This is a genomic window from Acinetobacter sp. AL9, from assembly GCF_041464035.1.
In the GTDB taxonomy this organism is placed as follows: domain Bacteria; phylum Pseudomonadota; class Gammaproteobacteria; order Pseudomonadales; family Moraxellaceae; genus Acinetobacter; species Acinetobacter towneri.
Genome location: NZ_JAYFSK010000001.1, coordinates 56340 through 72620, shown reverse-complemented (window position 1 = coordinate 72620; position 16281 = coordinate 56340). Strand labels below are relative to the sequence as shown.

Genomic DNA, 16281 nt, shown 5'->3' with positions numbered 1-16281 from the left:
AAAATAATGTAATTTAAAAATACATTTGTATATAAAACGCTACATTCCACTACAATAAACCACATGATTCTTGAGTGTGATTTTCCTATACTTATTTTCAAGGAGATAAGCAATTATCTCTCACTATAATAAATATCCCCGATTTCAATCTCAGATTTCCCCCAAAGTCTGAGATTTTTTTTATCCAAAATTTCGGCTGTTTCAAGCCATAAAAAAAGCCCCATCATTAGATGAGGCTGAATATTCAAAAAAGCTGAACTTAGCGTTCCTGTACTTTTTCTTCAATTTCTTTGACGCTGGTATGACGTACGTCAAAACCTTTGACCATATAAATCACTTGTTCTGAAATATTTCGTGCGTGGTCACCAATACGCTCTAATGAACGTAACACCCACATCACATTAATCACACGTGAAATATGACGCGGATCTTCAATCATATACGTCATTAGAGTACGTGTTGCAGATTGATATTCACGGTCAATATCGGCATCGGCAAGTAAAACACGCAGTGCTTGATCGACATCTAAACGTGCAAAAGCATCCAGTGCATCGTGAATCATGACACGCACTTGGTTACCAATATGACGTGTTTCCATATAGCCGCGTGGCGAACCACCTTCTTCACATAAGTTTTGGGCAATACGGGCAATTTTTGCAGCTTCATCACCAATACGCTCTAAGTCAGTATTGGCTTTAGACATGGCAATCACCATACGCAAATCAATTGCGGCTGGATGACGACGCGCCAAAATCAACGTTAAGGCTTCATCAATTTCGGTTTCCATGCGATTGACAACATTGTCTTGGAACTGAACTTCTACCGCCAAGGCTGCATCGGTATCCAAGAGTGCGTGAATCGAGTTGGCAACCTGCTGCTCTACCAAACCACCCATGGCCATAAATTTGGTATTTACATCCTGCAAATCTTCATTGAACTGAGAAGAAATATGGTGACTTAACACAGGATTATTCGTACTCAAGGAATACACTCCACAACAAAAGGATAGACTGACGCAATGATTGAATATTAAAGCACAGCAATGATGACGTTTTTATGACATTTTCTCACCAAACTCTCAAGTCTGATCGTTTCTGTCTTTAAACAGCATAAGCCATTCAGATGACAAAATGACTTGGGTCTGTTGACATTTCGTCTATGTTTGCGGCAACGCATATTTTTTAGCTGATATAAGGCATGGGACAGGAAATTTAGTCATTCTAAATGACTGACTCATAAAGCAATAGTAGCAAAAATATGCTCGCCCCCTTGCGCAGCAAACAAAGCAACGCTTTGTTCTTGCTCATGTGGCTAAAACTTTCTCAGATTGCGTTATGAAACTTGGCAATAGTCTCGCTATTCCCTGCGTTTCATGCCTGATCTGCTCAGTTTTAGCCTACAGCGCAAGCCATTTATGAAATGTCAACAGACCCTATATGGCTTTCCGAATCAACCAAGCATTCATTTCCTGCACATCTTGTTCAGTCAATTGCCCAACGGCTGCTTTCAACTGTAACACATGCTTCAAATAGTCATACTGTGCATTGAGATAATCCTGCTTGGCAGAAAAGGCGTTACGCTGTGCCAACAGTACATCCACCATGGTTTTTAAACCTTCCTGATATTGCGCTTTGGATGCTCGTGCCACTAAATCTGCTGAACTCATTGCAGCCTGTCGCGCCTGCAATTTGGCTTGATCAGTTTCGACTTGTAAATATGCCTGTTTCACATCGGTATTGGCTTTACGGATTGCTGCATCTAGCTCGGCTTCAGATTTTTGTACCAAAACCACTGCTTTTTGCACATTTTTATTGACCCGCCCACCGCTAAACACATTCCAGTTCATTTCAATCCCGACCTGGTCGAACTGACCATCGGGCGACATGATACTTTCAGGGCTTTGTTTGGCATAACCATAACTGCCCACAGCTTCTACCTGCGGATAACGTGCTGCTTGTTCAACCCGACGTGCATCTTCGGCATATTGTCGCTGCAAACGTGCCTGTTGAATAGCCAAATTTTGAGTTTGTGCCAATTGCGACCATGCCTCTAAACTTTCAGGCACAGGTTTTTGAAATTGAAAGTCATCTCGCAAAACTGCCAAACTTTCTTGATATGGCCCAATCAATTGTGCCAACTGCTCTTGTGCCAAAACCAACTGCACATGTGTTCCAATCCTGTTCGCTCGTGCATTTTGATATTGCGCATTGGCTTCACTGACTTCACTTTTAGCCACCAAACCTTCACGCAGTTTGGCATTCATCATATTGAGCTGTTCCAACAAAGCTTTTTCTTCTTGTAAATATGCTGTTGTTAAAGACTGCTGTCTCAGCACATTAAAATACGCTTCTGATACATTCAAAATATGTTGCTGTTGTTGTAAACGTAAGGTGACTTCACTCAGGCTTAACGAGGTTTTGACTTGTTTCAGGGCTTGCCAAGCATCCCAACGAAATAAAGGCTGACGTGCTGTTAACGCGACTTGACGTGAAGTTGAAGATGAACTGCTTAAAAGCTCTGGCGAGGAACTGGCAATATTGACTCGACTCATTTCCTGAATTTTACGGGTGATATTGCCCGACAGAGTCACAGTTGGCAGTAAATTGCCTTGCGCAAGCCCTAAATTTAATTGATCGGCCTGATATTCTAATTGCTGTGCGCGCCAAGTCGGATCGCTATTTTGAGCACGCTGATAGGCTTGCATTAAATCCAAAGCAAAAGCGCTTGAACTCATCCAACATAAGCATGTCACTAACATCATTTTTTTCATTATTTTTCGATCAACCCACTCTGTAATTTCGTCAATCCTACTGCAATGTATTTTTACACCGCCCATACTAAAGCGAATTTGCATTTTTTTCGTATGATTTTCATTAATTTTGATAATTTTTCATATTATTTCAATTCATTGCAATAATTAAGCAAAGCCATACACGTGCTAACAATCGCTGCATAAAGTGGTACTTACTCACAGGCATGTAACCAAACTCTAGCAGAATACTACAATTTACTCCGTGGCTTTGACTTTACAATGCAAGCTCTCCCCTCGTCCTTCGACCCAAGCTTCTAAAACCGTGTGCCTCACAGCGGATATTTTAAATTTAGAATTTTGGTATGAATGACTCATTTTGAATTTTTGGAATCCATAGTGCCTAAATGAAGGCACTAGATGATGAATGAATACTCATGTTGAATTGCTGTAATGGTTAAATTTCTTCGCGCCAGTAAACTTGCCCTACTGCTTGGCAGTTGTCTGTATTTGCTCGCCTGCCAAAATTCAGATACACCTCCCGTAGCTGAACCACCAAAGGTACAGGCCAGTGCCAGCGAGCCTGTGGATTTGACCCAAATGTGTGAAAATATTCAGCACAATATGCAGCAAATTGACAATACCCGCACCACGTTTGCGCTAGAACAAATTAATCAGGATTTAAAAGTCTGCCTACCCTTGCTGCCTTTGAATGAGCAATTAAATTTGCTCAATCTTTCGACCCAAATGTATCAACGCTTTTTGCATGTAGAACGCAGCGCTGCAGAACAAGCTGCCTTTGACCAACACGCTTTTGATATGGCACAGCATCCGACCATTCAGCAAAGTCATTTTGAAAACTTTGCCTTGCGTGATCAATATTTATTGAAACATAAGGGACAAGCCTATTTAGAGCTATACGATGCAGGTGAAGCACAGTTGGTTTATCGTCGAAGCCCGCAATACTTAGCCATTATTTTTGCGCCTTACATGCCCGATGCCGAGCAGATTTTTATTGAAAGAATGGCCAATGACAATATGCAGCACAGCCTGCGTGATGGTGGACTCACCCTTGATGCTGCCGATTTGATTGAACGCGCCTTATTTTGGGAAGATTACGTACAGCGTTATCCTAAAAGTCACTTTATACGGGATGCACGTTATCTAGCCGAAGTGTATGCCTTGCTGCTGTTTAAAGGCACAGTCAACAGTCCTGTTTCTCAGGATTATGTCGATGAATACAGTATCCAACCTGCCGTATTATTTGAAATTAAAAAACTGGCAAAGTTGCAAAAATCTCCCTTAGCACAGCAAGCGCGTAAATTCCTTGCCTTTTTACACATGAGCAGTGAACAACGACTCACTGAAATTGCAGCACAGCCCACTGCACGTGAACAGCGTGAATATGGCGATGATGCTTTAGTACATGCACAGTTGCATCAATATTTAAATTTAAAGAACATCTCCATCCATGCAAAACGCGATTGTTTTAGTGATGCCGTTTGTATTACTCGCTAATTATCCAAAGTCGCTTAAAGCTCAAATACTTGTCATTAGGCATCAAAGAATAAAAGCCGCGCGAAGCCTGCTTTTATACCAACAACGTGCTACTATTTATACAGCTTGACGGAGCGCGAGTAATTCCTCGCTGAGATTGTGTCCATTCTTTGTTGTTTGCCCAAAGGTCTGCAACACAGATTTAAACCCAAGTACCGTTGAACCTGATCAGGTTAAAACCTGCGTAGGAATCAAGCCACCTAAAAACCCCGCCACACGGTTAATGTTGAACTATTAAAGTTTCAACAACTCAATTGCAATGTTTTTGGTCGTGCTTGATTCGTTGATTTCATTCTTCAGGATCATTGCAATGAACCAATTAACGAATCTATCCCCTGCTGACATTTCTGCTCAACACGAGCAAGATGCCAAAGATTTAACCCGCATTTTGCCTGCATCGAAAAAAGTCTATATTCAAGGCTCACGCCCAGACATTCAGGTGCCAATGCGTGAAATTGAACTGACCGACACTCCAACAGGTTTAGGCGGTGAGCACAATCCACCGCTCATGGTGTATGACACTTCAGGTGTATATACCGATCCAAATGTTGAAATTAATCTGAACAAAGGCTTGCCGAACATCCGCGACAGCTGGATTGAAGAGCGCCAAGACACCGAAAAACTAGAAACCCTCAGCTCAGCCTTTGGTCAAGAGCGTTTACGCGATATTCGTACTGCAGAGATTCGTTTTGCCCATATTCAAAAGCCGCGTCGTGCCAAAGCGGGTAAAAACGTCACCCAAATGCACTATGCCAAACAAGGCATCATTACCCCTGAAATGGAATATATCGCCATTCGTGAAAACCAACGCCAACGCGAAGGTGTCGATATGCGTCAGCATCCAGGGCAAAACTTTGGGGCTAAAAACTTAACTGAAATCACGCCTGAATTTGTACGTCAGGAAGTGGCTGAAGGCCGTGCAATTATTCCTGCCAACATTAACCACCCAGAATGTGAGCCAATGATTATTGGTCGCAACTTCTTGGTCAAAATCAATGCCAATATTGGTAACTCGGCACTGGGTTCAAGTATTGATGAAGAAGTCGCGAAAATGACTTGGGCGACCCGTTGGGGCGCAGATACCATCATGGATTTATCGACAGGTAAAAACATCCATGAAACCCGTGAATGGATTATCCGCAACTCGCCTGTGCCAATTGGTACTGTACCTATTTATCAGGCACTAGAAAAAGTAAACGGCATTGCCGAAGACCTCACTTGGGAAATCTTTAAAGACACGCTGATTGAACAGGCTGAACAAGGTGTGGATTACTTCACCATTCACGCAGGCGTGTTATTGCGTTATGTACCACTCACGGCCAATCGCTTAACAGGTATTGTATCGCGTGGCGGTTCAATCATGGCGCAATGGTGTTTGGCGCATCATGAAGAAAACTTCCTTTACACACACTTTGATGAAATCTGCGAAATCATGAAAGCTTACGATGTATCGTTCAGCTTAGGTGATGGTTTACGTCCGGGTTGTATTCAAGATGCCAACGATGAAGCACAATTCAGCGAACTGCGAACTTTGGGTGAATTGACTCACCGCGCTTGGGAACATGATGTGCAAGTGATGATTGAAGGCCCGGGGCACGTACCAATGCACATGGTCAAAGAAAATATGGACTTGCAACTTGAAGTCTGTAAAGAAGCACCATTCTATACACTCGGCCCATTAACCACGGATATTGCACCAGGTTATGACCATATTACTTCTGCAATTGGTGCAGCGATGATTGGTTGGTACGGTACTGCAATGTTGTGCTATGTGACACCTAAAGAGCACTTAGGCTTACCGAACAAAAAAGACGTCAAAGACGGCATCATCACCTATAAAATTGCAGCACATGCGGCTGACCTTGCCAAAGGACATCCGGGCGCGCAAGCACGTGACAATGCCTTATCTAAAGCACGTTTTGAATTCCGCTGGGAAGATCAGTTTAACCTGAGCCTTGACCCAGATACCGCACGCAGCATGCATGATGAAACCATGCCAAAAGAAGCGCATAAATCTGCACACTTCTGTTCAATGTGCGGACCAAAGTTCTGTTCGATGAAAATCACGCAAAACGTGAGAGATTATGCACAAAATCAAAATGCTGCGAACAAAACGGAGCAAGTAGATGCAGAGGTCGAATCAGGTCTCAAAGCCATGAAAACCGCTTATCAGGAACATGGTCAAAAATTATACCATAAGCTCTAATTTGTTTAAAAAGCGTTTGTATTCAATAAAATCTCAGTTAGGATGAAATTATGCTTTGCTCATCCTGATGAGAATTTATGAAGATTATTCAACAAGCAACTTATGGACAACACGATGCACAGATTCACCAACGTGAATACCTGTATCGTGGTTTTATTCAGGTTGAAAAAGTCAGCCTGAGCCATCGCTTGTTTAATCAAACTACATATACCCCAGTCCTTCAGCGTGAACTCATTCAACGCCCTGAAGCGGCTGGGGTACTCATTTATGATGCACCACAACAAAAATTTGCCCTGATTGAACAATTCCGTATTGGTGCAATTGATGATTGCGACTCGCCTTGGCAACTCGAAGTGATTGCAGGCGTGCTAGATGGCAATGAATCACCTGAAAGTTGCATTCGTCGTGAAGCTTTGGAAGAATCGGGCTGTGAATTAAAAGAATTACAACATTTATTCAGTTTTTATCCATCTGCGGGTGCATGCGCAGAATTGTTCCACTTATATAGTGCGAGCACCACGTTACCACAGGAAGGTGGCGTGTTTGGTATGCCAGATGAAGGAGAGAATATTCAATTACACATTCTTGATTATCAGGAAATTCCAAACTTGCTGACCAATGGTCGGCTAAAAAACGCACCTGTCATTATGGCATTGCAATGGTTACAACAACAAATTAAAACCGTGAAGGATGTCTAAGGGGTCAGGCATGACTTTATTCTCAAACAATCACCAGCAACGCTGGACAATTGTACAAATTTCAGATACGCACCTCATGAATCAGGAAGATTTAGAGTTTGTGCACATGAATCCTGAACGCAGCTTTCACGCGGTAATGCACGATATTCAACAGCAATATCCGCAGCTCGATGCTATTTTCCATACAGGCGATTTAGCACAAATCCCTGTTGCTGAAACCTATCAGCGTTATTTGCAGTTTATGCAGACTTTGAATACGCCGCATTTCCAGATTCCGGGCAATCATGATGATGCCGCGGTTTTTCCATTCCATTTACAGTCCAATCAAGTTCATGCAATTGAGTTGGGCAATTGGAGTGTCATTTTACTGAATACTGCGGTTAAAGGTCGGATTGATGGCTGGATGGACGCAGCACAATTACAGCAGTTAGATCAGCTTTTACAGCAACATGCGCAGCAGCAGGTGATTATTGCCTGTCATCACCATCCTTTTGATATGCAATCGCACTGGATAGATCAGCACAAACTTAAAAATACCGAAGCCTTAATTGATGTATTGGCACGCCACAACAATGTCAAATTGGTGCTGTGTGGGCATGTGCATCAAGACTCATTAAATGAATGGCAAGGGATTCAATTTTACTCTACGCCTTCGACCTGCGTGCAATTTAAACCACATAGCCAGCACTTTGCGCTTGGGCCTGAGGCACCGGGTTACCGTGTGTTACATTTGAATGCAGATGGCAGTTTTAGCACCCAAGTGCATCGGGTTGAGCATGTCACACAACAAATAAATTTTGAAATTTCAGGTTATTAACTTTCCATTTTATTTTTTTTGCTTTACTTTATGCCTTCAACGAAAAAATGCGATAACACATCCAAACATCAAAGACTATCCATAATCAAAAAAAGTCTATATGATGACGTCCCCCGAAGAGAGAATTCTTTCTGAGGGAGTGGATAAAAACACTTGCATATCACCATATTTTTCGCGTATGAATCTTACGCATATGATGAGGAATGCCCTACATGGCGAATGACAACCAAAATCAAGTCTTGGACGAACAAACAGATCTTGTAGAAGAAAAAGCTACAAAACGCGTGCGTAAGGCAAAGCCAAAGGCTTTAGAGGGTGGTTCTACAGCTAGCTTATTTGGTATTGCACCTTATCAGCCGAAAAAGAATGAAGAATACATGTCTGAAGGACAACTCGAACATTTCCGTCAAATTTTAATGGCGTGGAAAGAAGAGTTAATGTCAGAAGTAGATCGTACACTCAACACCATGCAAGACGAAAATACCGCTTTGCCTGATGTGAATGACCGCGCGACACAAGAAGAAGAATTTGCGATTGAATTACGTACCCGTGACCGTGAACGTAAATTGATTCGTAAAATTGAACAATCCATTGAAGCGATTAAAAACGATGACTATGGTTTCTGTGAAACTTGTGGTATCGAAATTGGTCTGCGTCGTTTAGAAGCACGCCCAACGGCAACGTTATGTATTGACTGCAAAACTTTGGCAGAGATCAAAGAGAAGCAAAATAACGGTTAATTGTGACTGTTGAAAATTCTTTAGCGGAGCATGCTCCCCATGCGCAGCAGCGAGATCATATTTCGCTGACGCGCTACTCAGGTCGGTTTGCGCCATCGCCAACCGGCCCTTTGCATTTTGGCTCTCTCATTACTGCCGTTGCCAGTTATTGCGATGCCAAAGCCCAGCACGGCACTTGGCTGGTACGTATTGAAGATACTGACATCCCACGCATTTACCCTGGCAGTGAAAATCATATCTTGCGTTGTATTGATGCCTTTCAATTTGAGCCAGATGCCGAAATTATTTTCCAGAAAGATCGCCTCGATCTCTATGCAGCCGTGTTGCAACAATTGCAGCAACGCGACTTGGTCTATGCCTGTCAATGCACCCGCAAAATGCTTGGCTCCAATCATATTTATGCAGGGACTTGCCGCAATTTAGGTTTAGATTTTGCCAATCAAGCGATTCGAGTCAAAGTCACAGACCAAGAGATTTGCTTTCAAGACCGCCTGCAAGACAAACAATGTTCCAACCTTGCGCAGGACTTGGGCGATTTTGTCCTAAAACGGCGTGATGGCATTATCAATTATCAACTGGCAGTGGTGGTGGATGATTATTTGCAAGGCATTACCCATGTGGTTCGCGGCGCAGATTTACTCGACAACACCGCACGGCAAATCTATTTGGGGCAACTGTTAGGCTACCCTAAACTCAGCTACACGCACCTGCCTTTAGCCATGAATGCACAAGGGCAAAAACTGTCTAAACAGAACTTGGCACAAGCTTTAGATTTAGCCCAAGCACCGAAGCTGCTACAAGCCGCTTTAACTGCCTTAAATCAAGCCACTGTCGAATTAGACACCCCTGCACGCATGCTTACGCAAGCCATTCAGCAATGGGATCTTTCACGTATTCCTGCAGGCACAGCTTTACACGGCTATTATTTATAAAATTTAAAATTCAGTTATGCTCAAATTGAAATGGATCATTTGAGGTTGTGTCATGTTTTTTATTTTTGGTGTTGGACCGAAAACCAAAGTGGTCGAGAAAAGTCAATTTAGCTGCCCCGTTTGCCGCACTCGCAGTAGCTATGAACTCAGACAGCAACGACAATATTTTTCCTTATTTTTTATTCCCTTGTTTCCTATGTCTAAACAAAAAAATACTACAGTCAAGTGCTTACACTGCGGAACAGTCATGCCAAGCATGGTCTTGCACCATGCTCAGCCAGAAGCGAAATAGAAGGATAAATTCTAGAAGCTGGATTCTTCACGGCTAGGGTTAATCTCATGCGTGCTGGCTTCAATTTTCAGAATCAAACTCACCATCACTGCACACATAATTAACGATGAACCACCATAACTAATAAAAGGTAGAGTCAAACCTTTGGTAGGCAACATACCCATATTCATGCCTGCATTCACCATAATCTGTAATAAGAAGATAATGCTGATGCCATAAGCCAAATATCCTGCACGTAAGTACTGGTTTTTCAGGGCGCGATGACCAATTTTAATGCAGGCAATCAGCATAGCAAAAGACAAGCTCAACACCACAAAAATGCCTAAAAAGCCAAACTCTTCACCTAAGACAGCCAACATAAAGTCCGTATGTGCTTCAGGTAAATAGGACATTTTCTGGATACTATGCCCCAAGCCTACGCCTGCCCATTCACCGCGTCCAAATGCCATTAAGGCGTTAGACAACTGATAACCGACACCCAAAGGGTCATTCCACGGGTTTGAGAACGACATTAAACGCTCAAAACGATAAGGCTCAAATACCACCAAAAACACAAAGGCGGCAATAATCGCGCCAAAGGCAATACCAAACTGAATTAATGGCGCACCAGCTAAAAAGAAGACCCCTAACATGGTCAAGGCAATCACCACGGTCGCCCCCAAGTCAGGCTCTGCAATCACCAAACCTACCGTGACTGCCATAATCACTGCAAGACGAATCAGACCTTTAATGTTATTACGCACTTCTTCGGCACGGCGCACCACATAGTCAGCGGTAAAAATGGCCATCATCACTTTAGCGACTTCGGAAGCTTGCAGGGTAAAACCTGCGACCCGAATCCAGCGTTTAGAACCATTGACTTCAGTACCCACCAGCAACACTGCAGCCAACAAGGCAATGGTCACAATCCACAGAAAGAAGGTGTTGTTAAACCAGGTATTCAGCGGCACTCTATAGGCAATCACGGCAGCGATTAATGCCACCACAATAGAAATGCCATGACGCAATACATAGTGAAAGGCATTTTCATGCATGCGCTCGGCATAAGGCATAGAAGCCGATGCCACCATGATTGAACCAATACATAACAGCGCCAGTACGCTAAAAATCAGTACATTGCGTACATTCACTTCCGCTGGCAGTTTGGGTAACCAGCGCTCATAGACCTGATTGAGTTTATTGATTGTTGTCTGAGCAAAGCCAGCCATATCTCACACCTTATTGTTGTTATACCAGTGCGTTGACATAAGCAACGAACTTGTGACCACGTTCTGGATAGCCCGAGAACATATCAAAACTTGCACATGCAGGTGACAATAACACCACATCATGCGCTTGTGTATGTTGTTGGCAGATTTCAACTGCTTGTTGCAAGGTATCTGCAGTTAAGAGTTGGGTTGTTCCCGCAACTGCTGTTTCAATTTTCGTAGCATCCTCACCAATCAACACTGCCAGTTTGGCATATTGTTGCAATGATTGGCGTAGCGCAGTGAAGTCCTGCCCTTTGCCTTGCCCACCTAAAATAATCGCAACCTTACCGCCTTGTGCCTGAATTGCTGCACCCAAGCCATCTAAAGCTGCCAAAGTTGCACCGATGTTGGTTCCTTTGGAGTCATTATAATAACGCACCCCATGTAATTCTTTGACGAATTCACAACGATGCTCCAAACCTTTAAAGGTTTTCAGCGTTTCCAGCATGCTGTGCATAGATAAACCAATGGCTTCACCCAATGCCAAACACGCTAATGCATTAGCAATATTGTGTGTGCCTTGAATATACATCTCGGTGCTTTTTAATAAACGCTCACGCCCACGTGCCAACCACATGCTGCCATCATCATCTTTTAATAAGCCGTATTGGTTTAGGTCAGGCGCATTTAAGCCAAAACTTTGCATAGGAGTCTGATCTGGCACCAACGGACGACTCAAAGCATCATCACGGTTAAACACCACTTTTTTCACACCCTGAAAAATACGATGTTTGGCGGTGTGATAACCGAGCATATCGCCATGACGGTCTAAATGGTCTTCACTCATGTTCAGCACTACCGCCACTTCTGCATTTAAATTCGAGGTGGTTTCTAGCTGAAAACTGGAGAGTTCTAAAATATACAGTTCAGGATCATCTTTAATCAAATCCAGCGCAGGGCGTCCCAAATTTCCACCTACCGCGACTTTTTTACCTGCCTGCTCTGCCATTAAACCAATCAGTGTGGTAACGGTACTTTTCGCATTAGACCCTGTAATTGCCACAATAGGTTTGTCGGTCGCACGACGTAAAATCTGAATTTCACTCACCACAGGAATGCCCTGCGCCATCGCAGCCTGAATTTCAGGGAGTTTTGGATCTAAACCTGGGCTAATCACAATTTCTTCCGCAGACAGCAATAAATCCTGATCAAACTGACCAAAACGGGTTTCTACTTCGGCAGGAATTTGGTCATGCCCTGGAGGTGTGGGGCGAGAATCTGTCACAGCAACGCGGTAACCCTGATGATGTAAAAAATTAACGGCTGCAACACCAGAAATACCAAGTCCTGCAACGACTTTTAATCCACCACGTTGTATTAACATTTTTGCCCCATTTTGTGCGCTAATTTTGAAACAGACAAAATAGTAGCACTTTGCTGTTTTGAATGCTTTTTCTGTTTGCAGTTCCTGCAGTTTTTTTGTGTCAGTGCGTAAAAAAACCGTCATATTGCAGACGGTTTTTAAAAAGAATATTGCTAAAGTGAATAAACAAGCCTATTTCCACTTCACCGCTTGAACTTCAACTTGCTTTTCTGCGGGTTGATCTTGAGAATCACAACCACAACTGCCGCCACAGCCTGCCGCGGCTGCAGGTTTTAGCCATTTGGCCAAGCCATGCCAGCCTTTTTCAGTACAGAAATTGGAGAGTTTTAGAAAAACTGCGCCAGAAGTCTTGGGAAAGACTTTTTTAAAGACTACTACAGCACTCCACAGTACCAATGCAGCAACAATTAAAATTTCAACCATGTTCATCTACTCCTGTAGGTCAGGCATGTGCCTTAACCCAACAAATACGATGCCGTTTGATAAGTCAGGAATGACATGAAATAAGCCAAACCAAATAGATAGCAGGTCATAATACTGACCGTACGCCATGATCCTGTTTCGCGTTTTACCGTTGCTAAAGTTGCCAAACAATGCGGTGCATAAATAAACCACACCAATAACGATAAACCCGTTGCCAATGACCAGCCCAGTTCACCACCACCACTAATTAAAGCAGCCAAACCTTGGGACATGGCATCTTCATCCACTGCAGATAAGGCATAGACTGTGCCTAATGCAGCCACCACCACTTCACGCGCTGCCATCGCAGGAATCAAGGCAATCACGATCTGCCAGTTAAAGCCCACAGGAGCAAAAATTGGCTGTAATACATGCCCCAGCATCCCTGCAAAACTATAGTCAATTGCAGGCATGGTCGCGCCTTCAGGCGGCTGCGGGAACGTACACAAGAACCACAATAAAATCGACAGTGCAAAAATAATGCCACCGACACGCTTTAAGAAAATTTTGGCGCGATCTAGCAAACCAATCCAAACACTTTTTAGGTCTGGAAAACGGTAACTTGGTAGCTCCATCAACAAGACATGCTCAGATTTATCTTTTTGCAAAAATTTAAGCACAAAAGATACGCCCAAGGCACTCACAATGCCCGCCATATACAGACCAAACAAGACCAGACCTTGTAAATTAAACATGCCCCATACAGTTTGATTGGGAATGAATGCCGCGATGAGTAAGGCATATACAGGCAAGCGCGCAGAACAGGTCATTAACGGTGCAACCATAATCGTGGTTAAACGATCACGTGGGTCAGCAATACTACGCGTTGCCATAATGCCTGGCACTGCACAGGCAAAACTAGACAGCAATGGAATAAAGGCACGACCACTCAAACCTGCGCTAAACATCAGCTTATCGAGCAAGAATGCGGCACGTGGCAAATAGCCCGATTCTTCCAAAATTAAAATAAACAGGAACAGAATTAAAATTTGCGGCAAGAACACCACTACACCGCCTGCGCCCGCAATAATGCCATCCACAATCAAGCTGTTTAGCAAGGGATGGCTAATGTTTTCGCCAATCACTTCGCCTAGCCAGCCAAATAAACTTTCGATACCATCCATAAACGGTGCAGCCCAAGCAAATACCGCTTGGAAGACAACAAACATCATCACCGCAAGGCTGACTAAGCCGAATACAGGATGTAAAAAGATTTTATCGAGGAAGTCGGAGCGTTTGTCTTCTTGATCTACAAAGTGCACCACATCATGCAAAATGGTTTGAATCCGTTGATGCTGACTACCGGTTAAGCCTGTCAATTCTGTCTGCGGAACAGCAAATTTACCCTGATCTAAGGCATGCATTAAGTTTTGAATACCTGAATCACGCACTGCCACGGTTTCCACCACAGGTACACCCAAACGCTCAGACAATTTTTGCGTGTTGATTTGCATGCCACGACGACGTGCTTCATCCATCATGTTGAGTACCAACAAAATCGGACGACCCAGTGCAATCATTTCCAAAACCAAGCCCAAATGCAATTTCAGGTTGGTGGTATCCACGACACAAAGAAAGGCATCTTGCTGACCTTCTTCGTCTATTTTGCCTTGTACAACATCTCGAGTAATAGCTTCGTCGGGACTGGTGGCTTCTAAACTATAGGTTCCGGGCAAATCCAGCACCCGCACCGCCTGCCCTGAAGGCAAGGTAAATTGCCCGACTTTACGCTCCACGGTCACGCCTGCGTAGTTGCCGACTTTTTGACGTGTCCCTGTCAAATGGTTAAATAAAGATGTTTTACCGCAGTTTGGATTCCCTACAAGTGCGATACGTAAGGCATCGCTCATGCAGACACCCCTTGTTCAATTTCAATGCGTTCAGCTTCTACTTTGCGCAAAGCAAAACGGGTAAATCCCACTTGAATCAAGATTGGATCACCACCAAAAATACCTTTGGTAATCACCTGCACCTGCGTACCTGGCACAAAACCCAGTGTTTCTAAGCGGTTTGCCACTAAGTCACTAAGGGATGTTCCACCATCGGCAGTACGTAATACCTGACGGATGATGGCTGTTTGTTTTGCTTTAAGTTCTGACAAACGCACCGTGAAATTCCTATACCATTTTGCACATTATAACATGCAAATGAGAACAATTAACAAATAAGGTCGACTTACATTTAAATGCTTTATATCACATCGACAGCCCTGCTGAATTGGATTAGAGTAGAAAATAACGCTGCTTATTATCGAATTTCTCAATTAATTTTGTGATTTCGCCTGTGATTCCTATGCTGAACAAAAAACCTCGTATTCCTGCTGCAATACAAATTCCAGAAGCTTTGAGCTTTTTGGAAGGCTATCGCAACGATTTAATCGCGCAAAGTGTCAGCCCGCATACCCGCAATGCCTATCTGTCCGATTTAATTCAATGCAGTGACTATGTCAGCAAACCCATGCCTGAATGGAATCATGACGATATTTCAGATGTACTCATCGAACTCACCAAACAACAAAAAAGCCCCCGCTCTATTGCACGCTGCCTGTCTGCACTACGTTCTTTTTATAAATTTTTAAGAGAGCACAAACTGCGCTCTGACAACCCTGTTGCTGCGCATAAAACCCCAAAATTAGGTCGTGCCTTACCCAAAGATTTATCCGAAGCCGATGTTGAAGCCTTAATTCACGCTCCTGACATCAACACTGCACTCGGATTACGAGATCGTGCCATGCTTGAAGTCTTATATGCTTGCGGTTTACGAGTGACGGAATTGCTGAATTTACGTTTAGAGTTGATTAACCTGAAACAAGGCTATTTACGAATTGTAGGTAAAGGCAATAAAGAGCGTTTGGTACCTATGGGGCAAGTCGCATGTGAGTGGATAGAAAAATATTTAACTGAGTCGCGCCCACAACTATATAAAAGTGCCACCGATTATCTATTTTTAACGGTGCATGGCGGCATTATGAGCCGACAAAATTTTTGGTATGCCATTAAACGCTATGCCCTACAAGCAGGCATTCAAGCCGAATTATCACCACACACGTTAAGACATGCCTTTGCCACACACTTACTCAATCATGGGGCAGATTTACGCGTGGTACAAATGCTGCTCGGGCACAGTGATTTATCCACCACACAAATCTACACCCACGTCGCACAAATCCGTATGCAGCAATTGCATGCCCAGCATCATCCACGGGCTTAAAAAACAAAAACGACGTAGAAGCATAGGGTCTGTTGACACTTCAT

General features: G+C 43.4%; 15 protein-coding genes and 1 riboswitch. Of the genes, 8 read left to right on the top strand and 7 right to left on the bottom strand.

What is annotated here, in order from left to right:
• Positions 1-259: 259 nt before the first annotated feature.
• Complete coding sequence (gene phoU, locus ACEO2X_RS00320) at positions 260-982, bottom strand: phosphate signaling complex protein PhoU (RefSeq protein ID WP_004975736.1); 723 nt, start codon at positions 980-982, stop codon at positions 260-262.
• A gap of 450 nt (positions 983-1432) precedes the next feature.
• Positions 1433-2770, bottom strand: coding sequence for a TolC family outer membrane protein (locus tag ACEO2X_RS00315; RefSeq protein ID WP_371970911.1), 1338 nt, complete (start codon positions 2768-2770; stop codon positions 1433-1435).
• Positions 2771-3202: 432 nt separating this feature from the next.
• Here ACEO2X_RS00315 and ACEO2X_RS00310 point away from each other — a divergent pair, with 432 nt between their 5' ends.
• From ACEO2X_RS00310 to ACEO2X_RS00280, 7 genes are all read left to right on the top strand, one after another.
• On the top strand, positions 3203-4267 hold the full coding sequence (locus ACEO2X_RS00310; RefSeq protein WP_371970910.1) for a hypothetical protein: 1065 nt from the start codon (positions 3203-3205) through the stop codon (positions 4265-4267).
• 99 nt (positions 4268-4366) lie between these two features.
• Positions 4367-4514: riboswitch (TPP riboswitch) on the top strand.
• Between the two features lie 102 nt (positions 4515-4616).
• Positions 4617-6512, top strand: coding sequence for a phosphomethylpyrimidine synthase ThiC (gene thiC / locus ACEO2X_RS00305; protein ID WP_179988993.1), 1896 nt, complete (start codon positions 4617-4619; stop codon positions 6510-6512).
• Between the two features lie 77 nt (positions 6513-6589).
• On the top strand, positions 6590-7210 hold the full coding sequence (locus ACEO2X_RS00300; RefSeq protein WP_004975729.1) for an NUDIX domain-containing protein: 621 nt from the start codon (positions 6590-6592) through the stop codon (positions 7208-7210).
• 10 nt (positions 7211-7220) lie between these two features.
• Positions 7221-8027 (top strand): 3',5'-cyclic-AMP phosphodiesterase, encoded by an 807-nt coding sequence (gene cpdA, locus ACEO2X_RS00295; protein WP_004975727.1) that lies wholly within the window; start codon positions 7221-7223, stop codon positions 8025-8027.
• Positions 8028-8239: 212 nt separating this feature from the next.
• Positions 8240-8767, top strand: coding sequence for an RNA polymerase-binding protein DksA (dksA, locus tag ACEO2X_RS00290; RefSeq protein ID WP_004975725.1), 528 nt, complete (start codon positions 8240-8242; stop codon positions 8765-8767).
• 2 nt (positions 8768-8769) lie between these two features.
• The gene (gluQRS, locus tag ACEO2X_RS00285) at positions 8770-9699 is read left to right on the top strand and encodes a tRNA glutamyl-Q(34) synthetase GluQRS (protein ID WP_004975723.1); all 930 of its coding nucleotides are present in this window, start codon (positions 8770-8772) and stop codon (positions 9697-9699) included.
• Positions 9700-9751: 52 nt separating this feature from the next.
• Positions 9752-9991 carry a zinc-ribbon domain-containing protein gene (locus ACEO2X_RS00280; RefSeq protein WP_104852920.1) on the top strand — a complete coding sequence of 80 codons (240 nt, stop codon included), beginning with the start codon at positions 9752-9754 and terminating at the stop codon, positions 9989-9991.
• A gap of 11 nt (positions 9992-10002) precedes the next feature.
• On the opposite strand, the gene ftsW is transcribed toward ACEO2X_RS00280, so the two are convergent.
• The 5 genes from ftsW to ACEO2X_RS00255 form a co-directional block, all read right to left on the bottom strand.
• Positions 10003-11199 carry a putative lipid II flippase FtsW gene (gene ftsW / locus ACEO2X_RS00275; protein WP_004975720.1) on the bottom strand — a complete coding sequence of 399 codons (1197 nt, stop codon included), beginning with the start codon at positions 11197-11199 and terminating at the stop codon, positions 10003-10005.
• Between the two features lie 19 nt (positions 11200-11218).
• Positions 11219-12565, bottom strand: a complete 1347-nt coding sequence (gene murD, locus ACEO2X_RS00270) for a UDP-N-acetylmuramoyl-L-alanine--D-glutamate ligase (protein ID WP_026438396.1) — start codon at positions 12563-12565, stop codon at positions 11219-11221.
• Between the two features lie 171 nt (positions 12566-12736).
• Positions 12737-12988 (bottom strand): DUF6587 family protein, encoded by a 252-nt coding sequence (locus ACEO2X_RS00265; RefSeq protein WP_154321146.1) that lies wholly within the window; start codon positions 12986-12988, stop codon positions 12737-12739.
• Between the two features lie 32 nt (positions 12989-13020).
• Complete coding sequence (locus ACEO2X_RS00260; RefSeq protein WP_004975715.1) at positions 13021-14877, bottom strand: ferrous iron transporter B; 1857 nt, start codon at positions 14875-14877, stop codon at positions 13021-13023.
• Entirely contained in the window at positions 14874-15134 is a 261-nt protein-coding gene (locus ACEO2X_RS00255) for a FeoA family protein (RefSeq protein WP_004975713.1), read from the bottom strand. The genes ACEO2X_RS00260 and ACEO2X_RS00255 overlap by 4 nt, the downstream gene beginning before the upstream one ends.
• A gap of 185 nt (positions 15135-15319) precedes the next feature.
• Here ACEO2X_RS00255 and xerD point away from each other — a divergent pair, with 185 nt between their 5' ends.
• Positions 15320-16237, top strand: coding sequence for a site-specific tyrosine recombinase XerD (xerD, locus tag ACEO2X_RS00250; protein ID WP_004975712.1), 918 nt, complete (start codon positions 15320-15322; stop codon positions 16235-16237).
• Positions 16238-16281 lie beyond the last annotated feature (44 nt).

Coding starts and splice junctions, on each gene's coding strand:
- ACEO2X_RS00310 (WP_371970910.1), top strand. CDS start 3,203: ATGGTTAAATTTCTTCGCGCCAGTAAACTTGCCCTACTGCTTGGCAGT.
- ACEO2X_RS00265 (WP_154321146.1), bottom strand. CDS start 12,988: ATGGTTGAAATTTTAATTGTTGCTGCATTGGTACTGTGGAGTGCTGTA.
- ACEO2X_RS00300 (WP_004975729.1), top strand. CDS start 6,590: ATGAAGATTATTCAACAAGCAACTTATGGACAACACGATGCACAGATT.
- cpdA (WP_004975727.1), top strand. CDS start 7,221: ATGACTTTATTCTCAAACAATCACCAGCAACGCTGGACAATTGTACAA.
- ACEO2X_RS00260 (WP_004975715.1), bottom strand. CDS start 14,877: ATGAGCGATGCCTTACGTATCGCACTTGTAGGGAATCCAAACTGCGGT.
- ACEO2X_RS00280 (WP_104852920.1), top strand. CDS start 9,752: ATGTTTTTTATTTTTGGTGTTGGACCGAAAACCAAAGTGGTCGAGAAA.
- xerD (WP_004975712.1), top strand. CDS start 15,320: ATGCTGAACAAAAAACCTCGTATTCCTGCTGCAATACAAATTCCAGAA.
- dksA (WP_004975725.1), top strand. CDS start 8,240: ATGGCGAATGACAACCAAAATCAAGTCTTGGACGAACAAACAGATCTT.
- ftsW (WP_004975720.1), bottom strand. CDS start 11,199: ATGGCTGGCTTTGCTCAGACAACAATCAATAAACTCAATCAGGTCTAT.
- ACEO2X_RS00315 (WP_371970911.1), bottom strand. CDS start 2,770: ATGAAAAAAATGATGTTAGTGACATGCTTATGTTGGATGAGTTCAAGC.
- murD (WP_026438396.1), bottom strand. CDS start 12,565: ATGTTAATACAACGTGGTGGATTAAAAGTCGTTGCAGGACTTGGTATT.
- thiC (WP_179988993.1), top strand. CDS start 4,617: ATGAACCAATTAACGAATCTATCCCCTGCTGACATTTCTGCTCAACAC.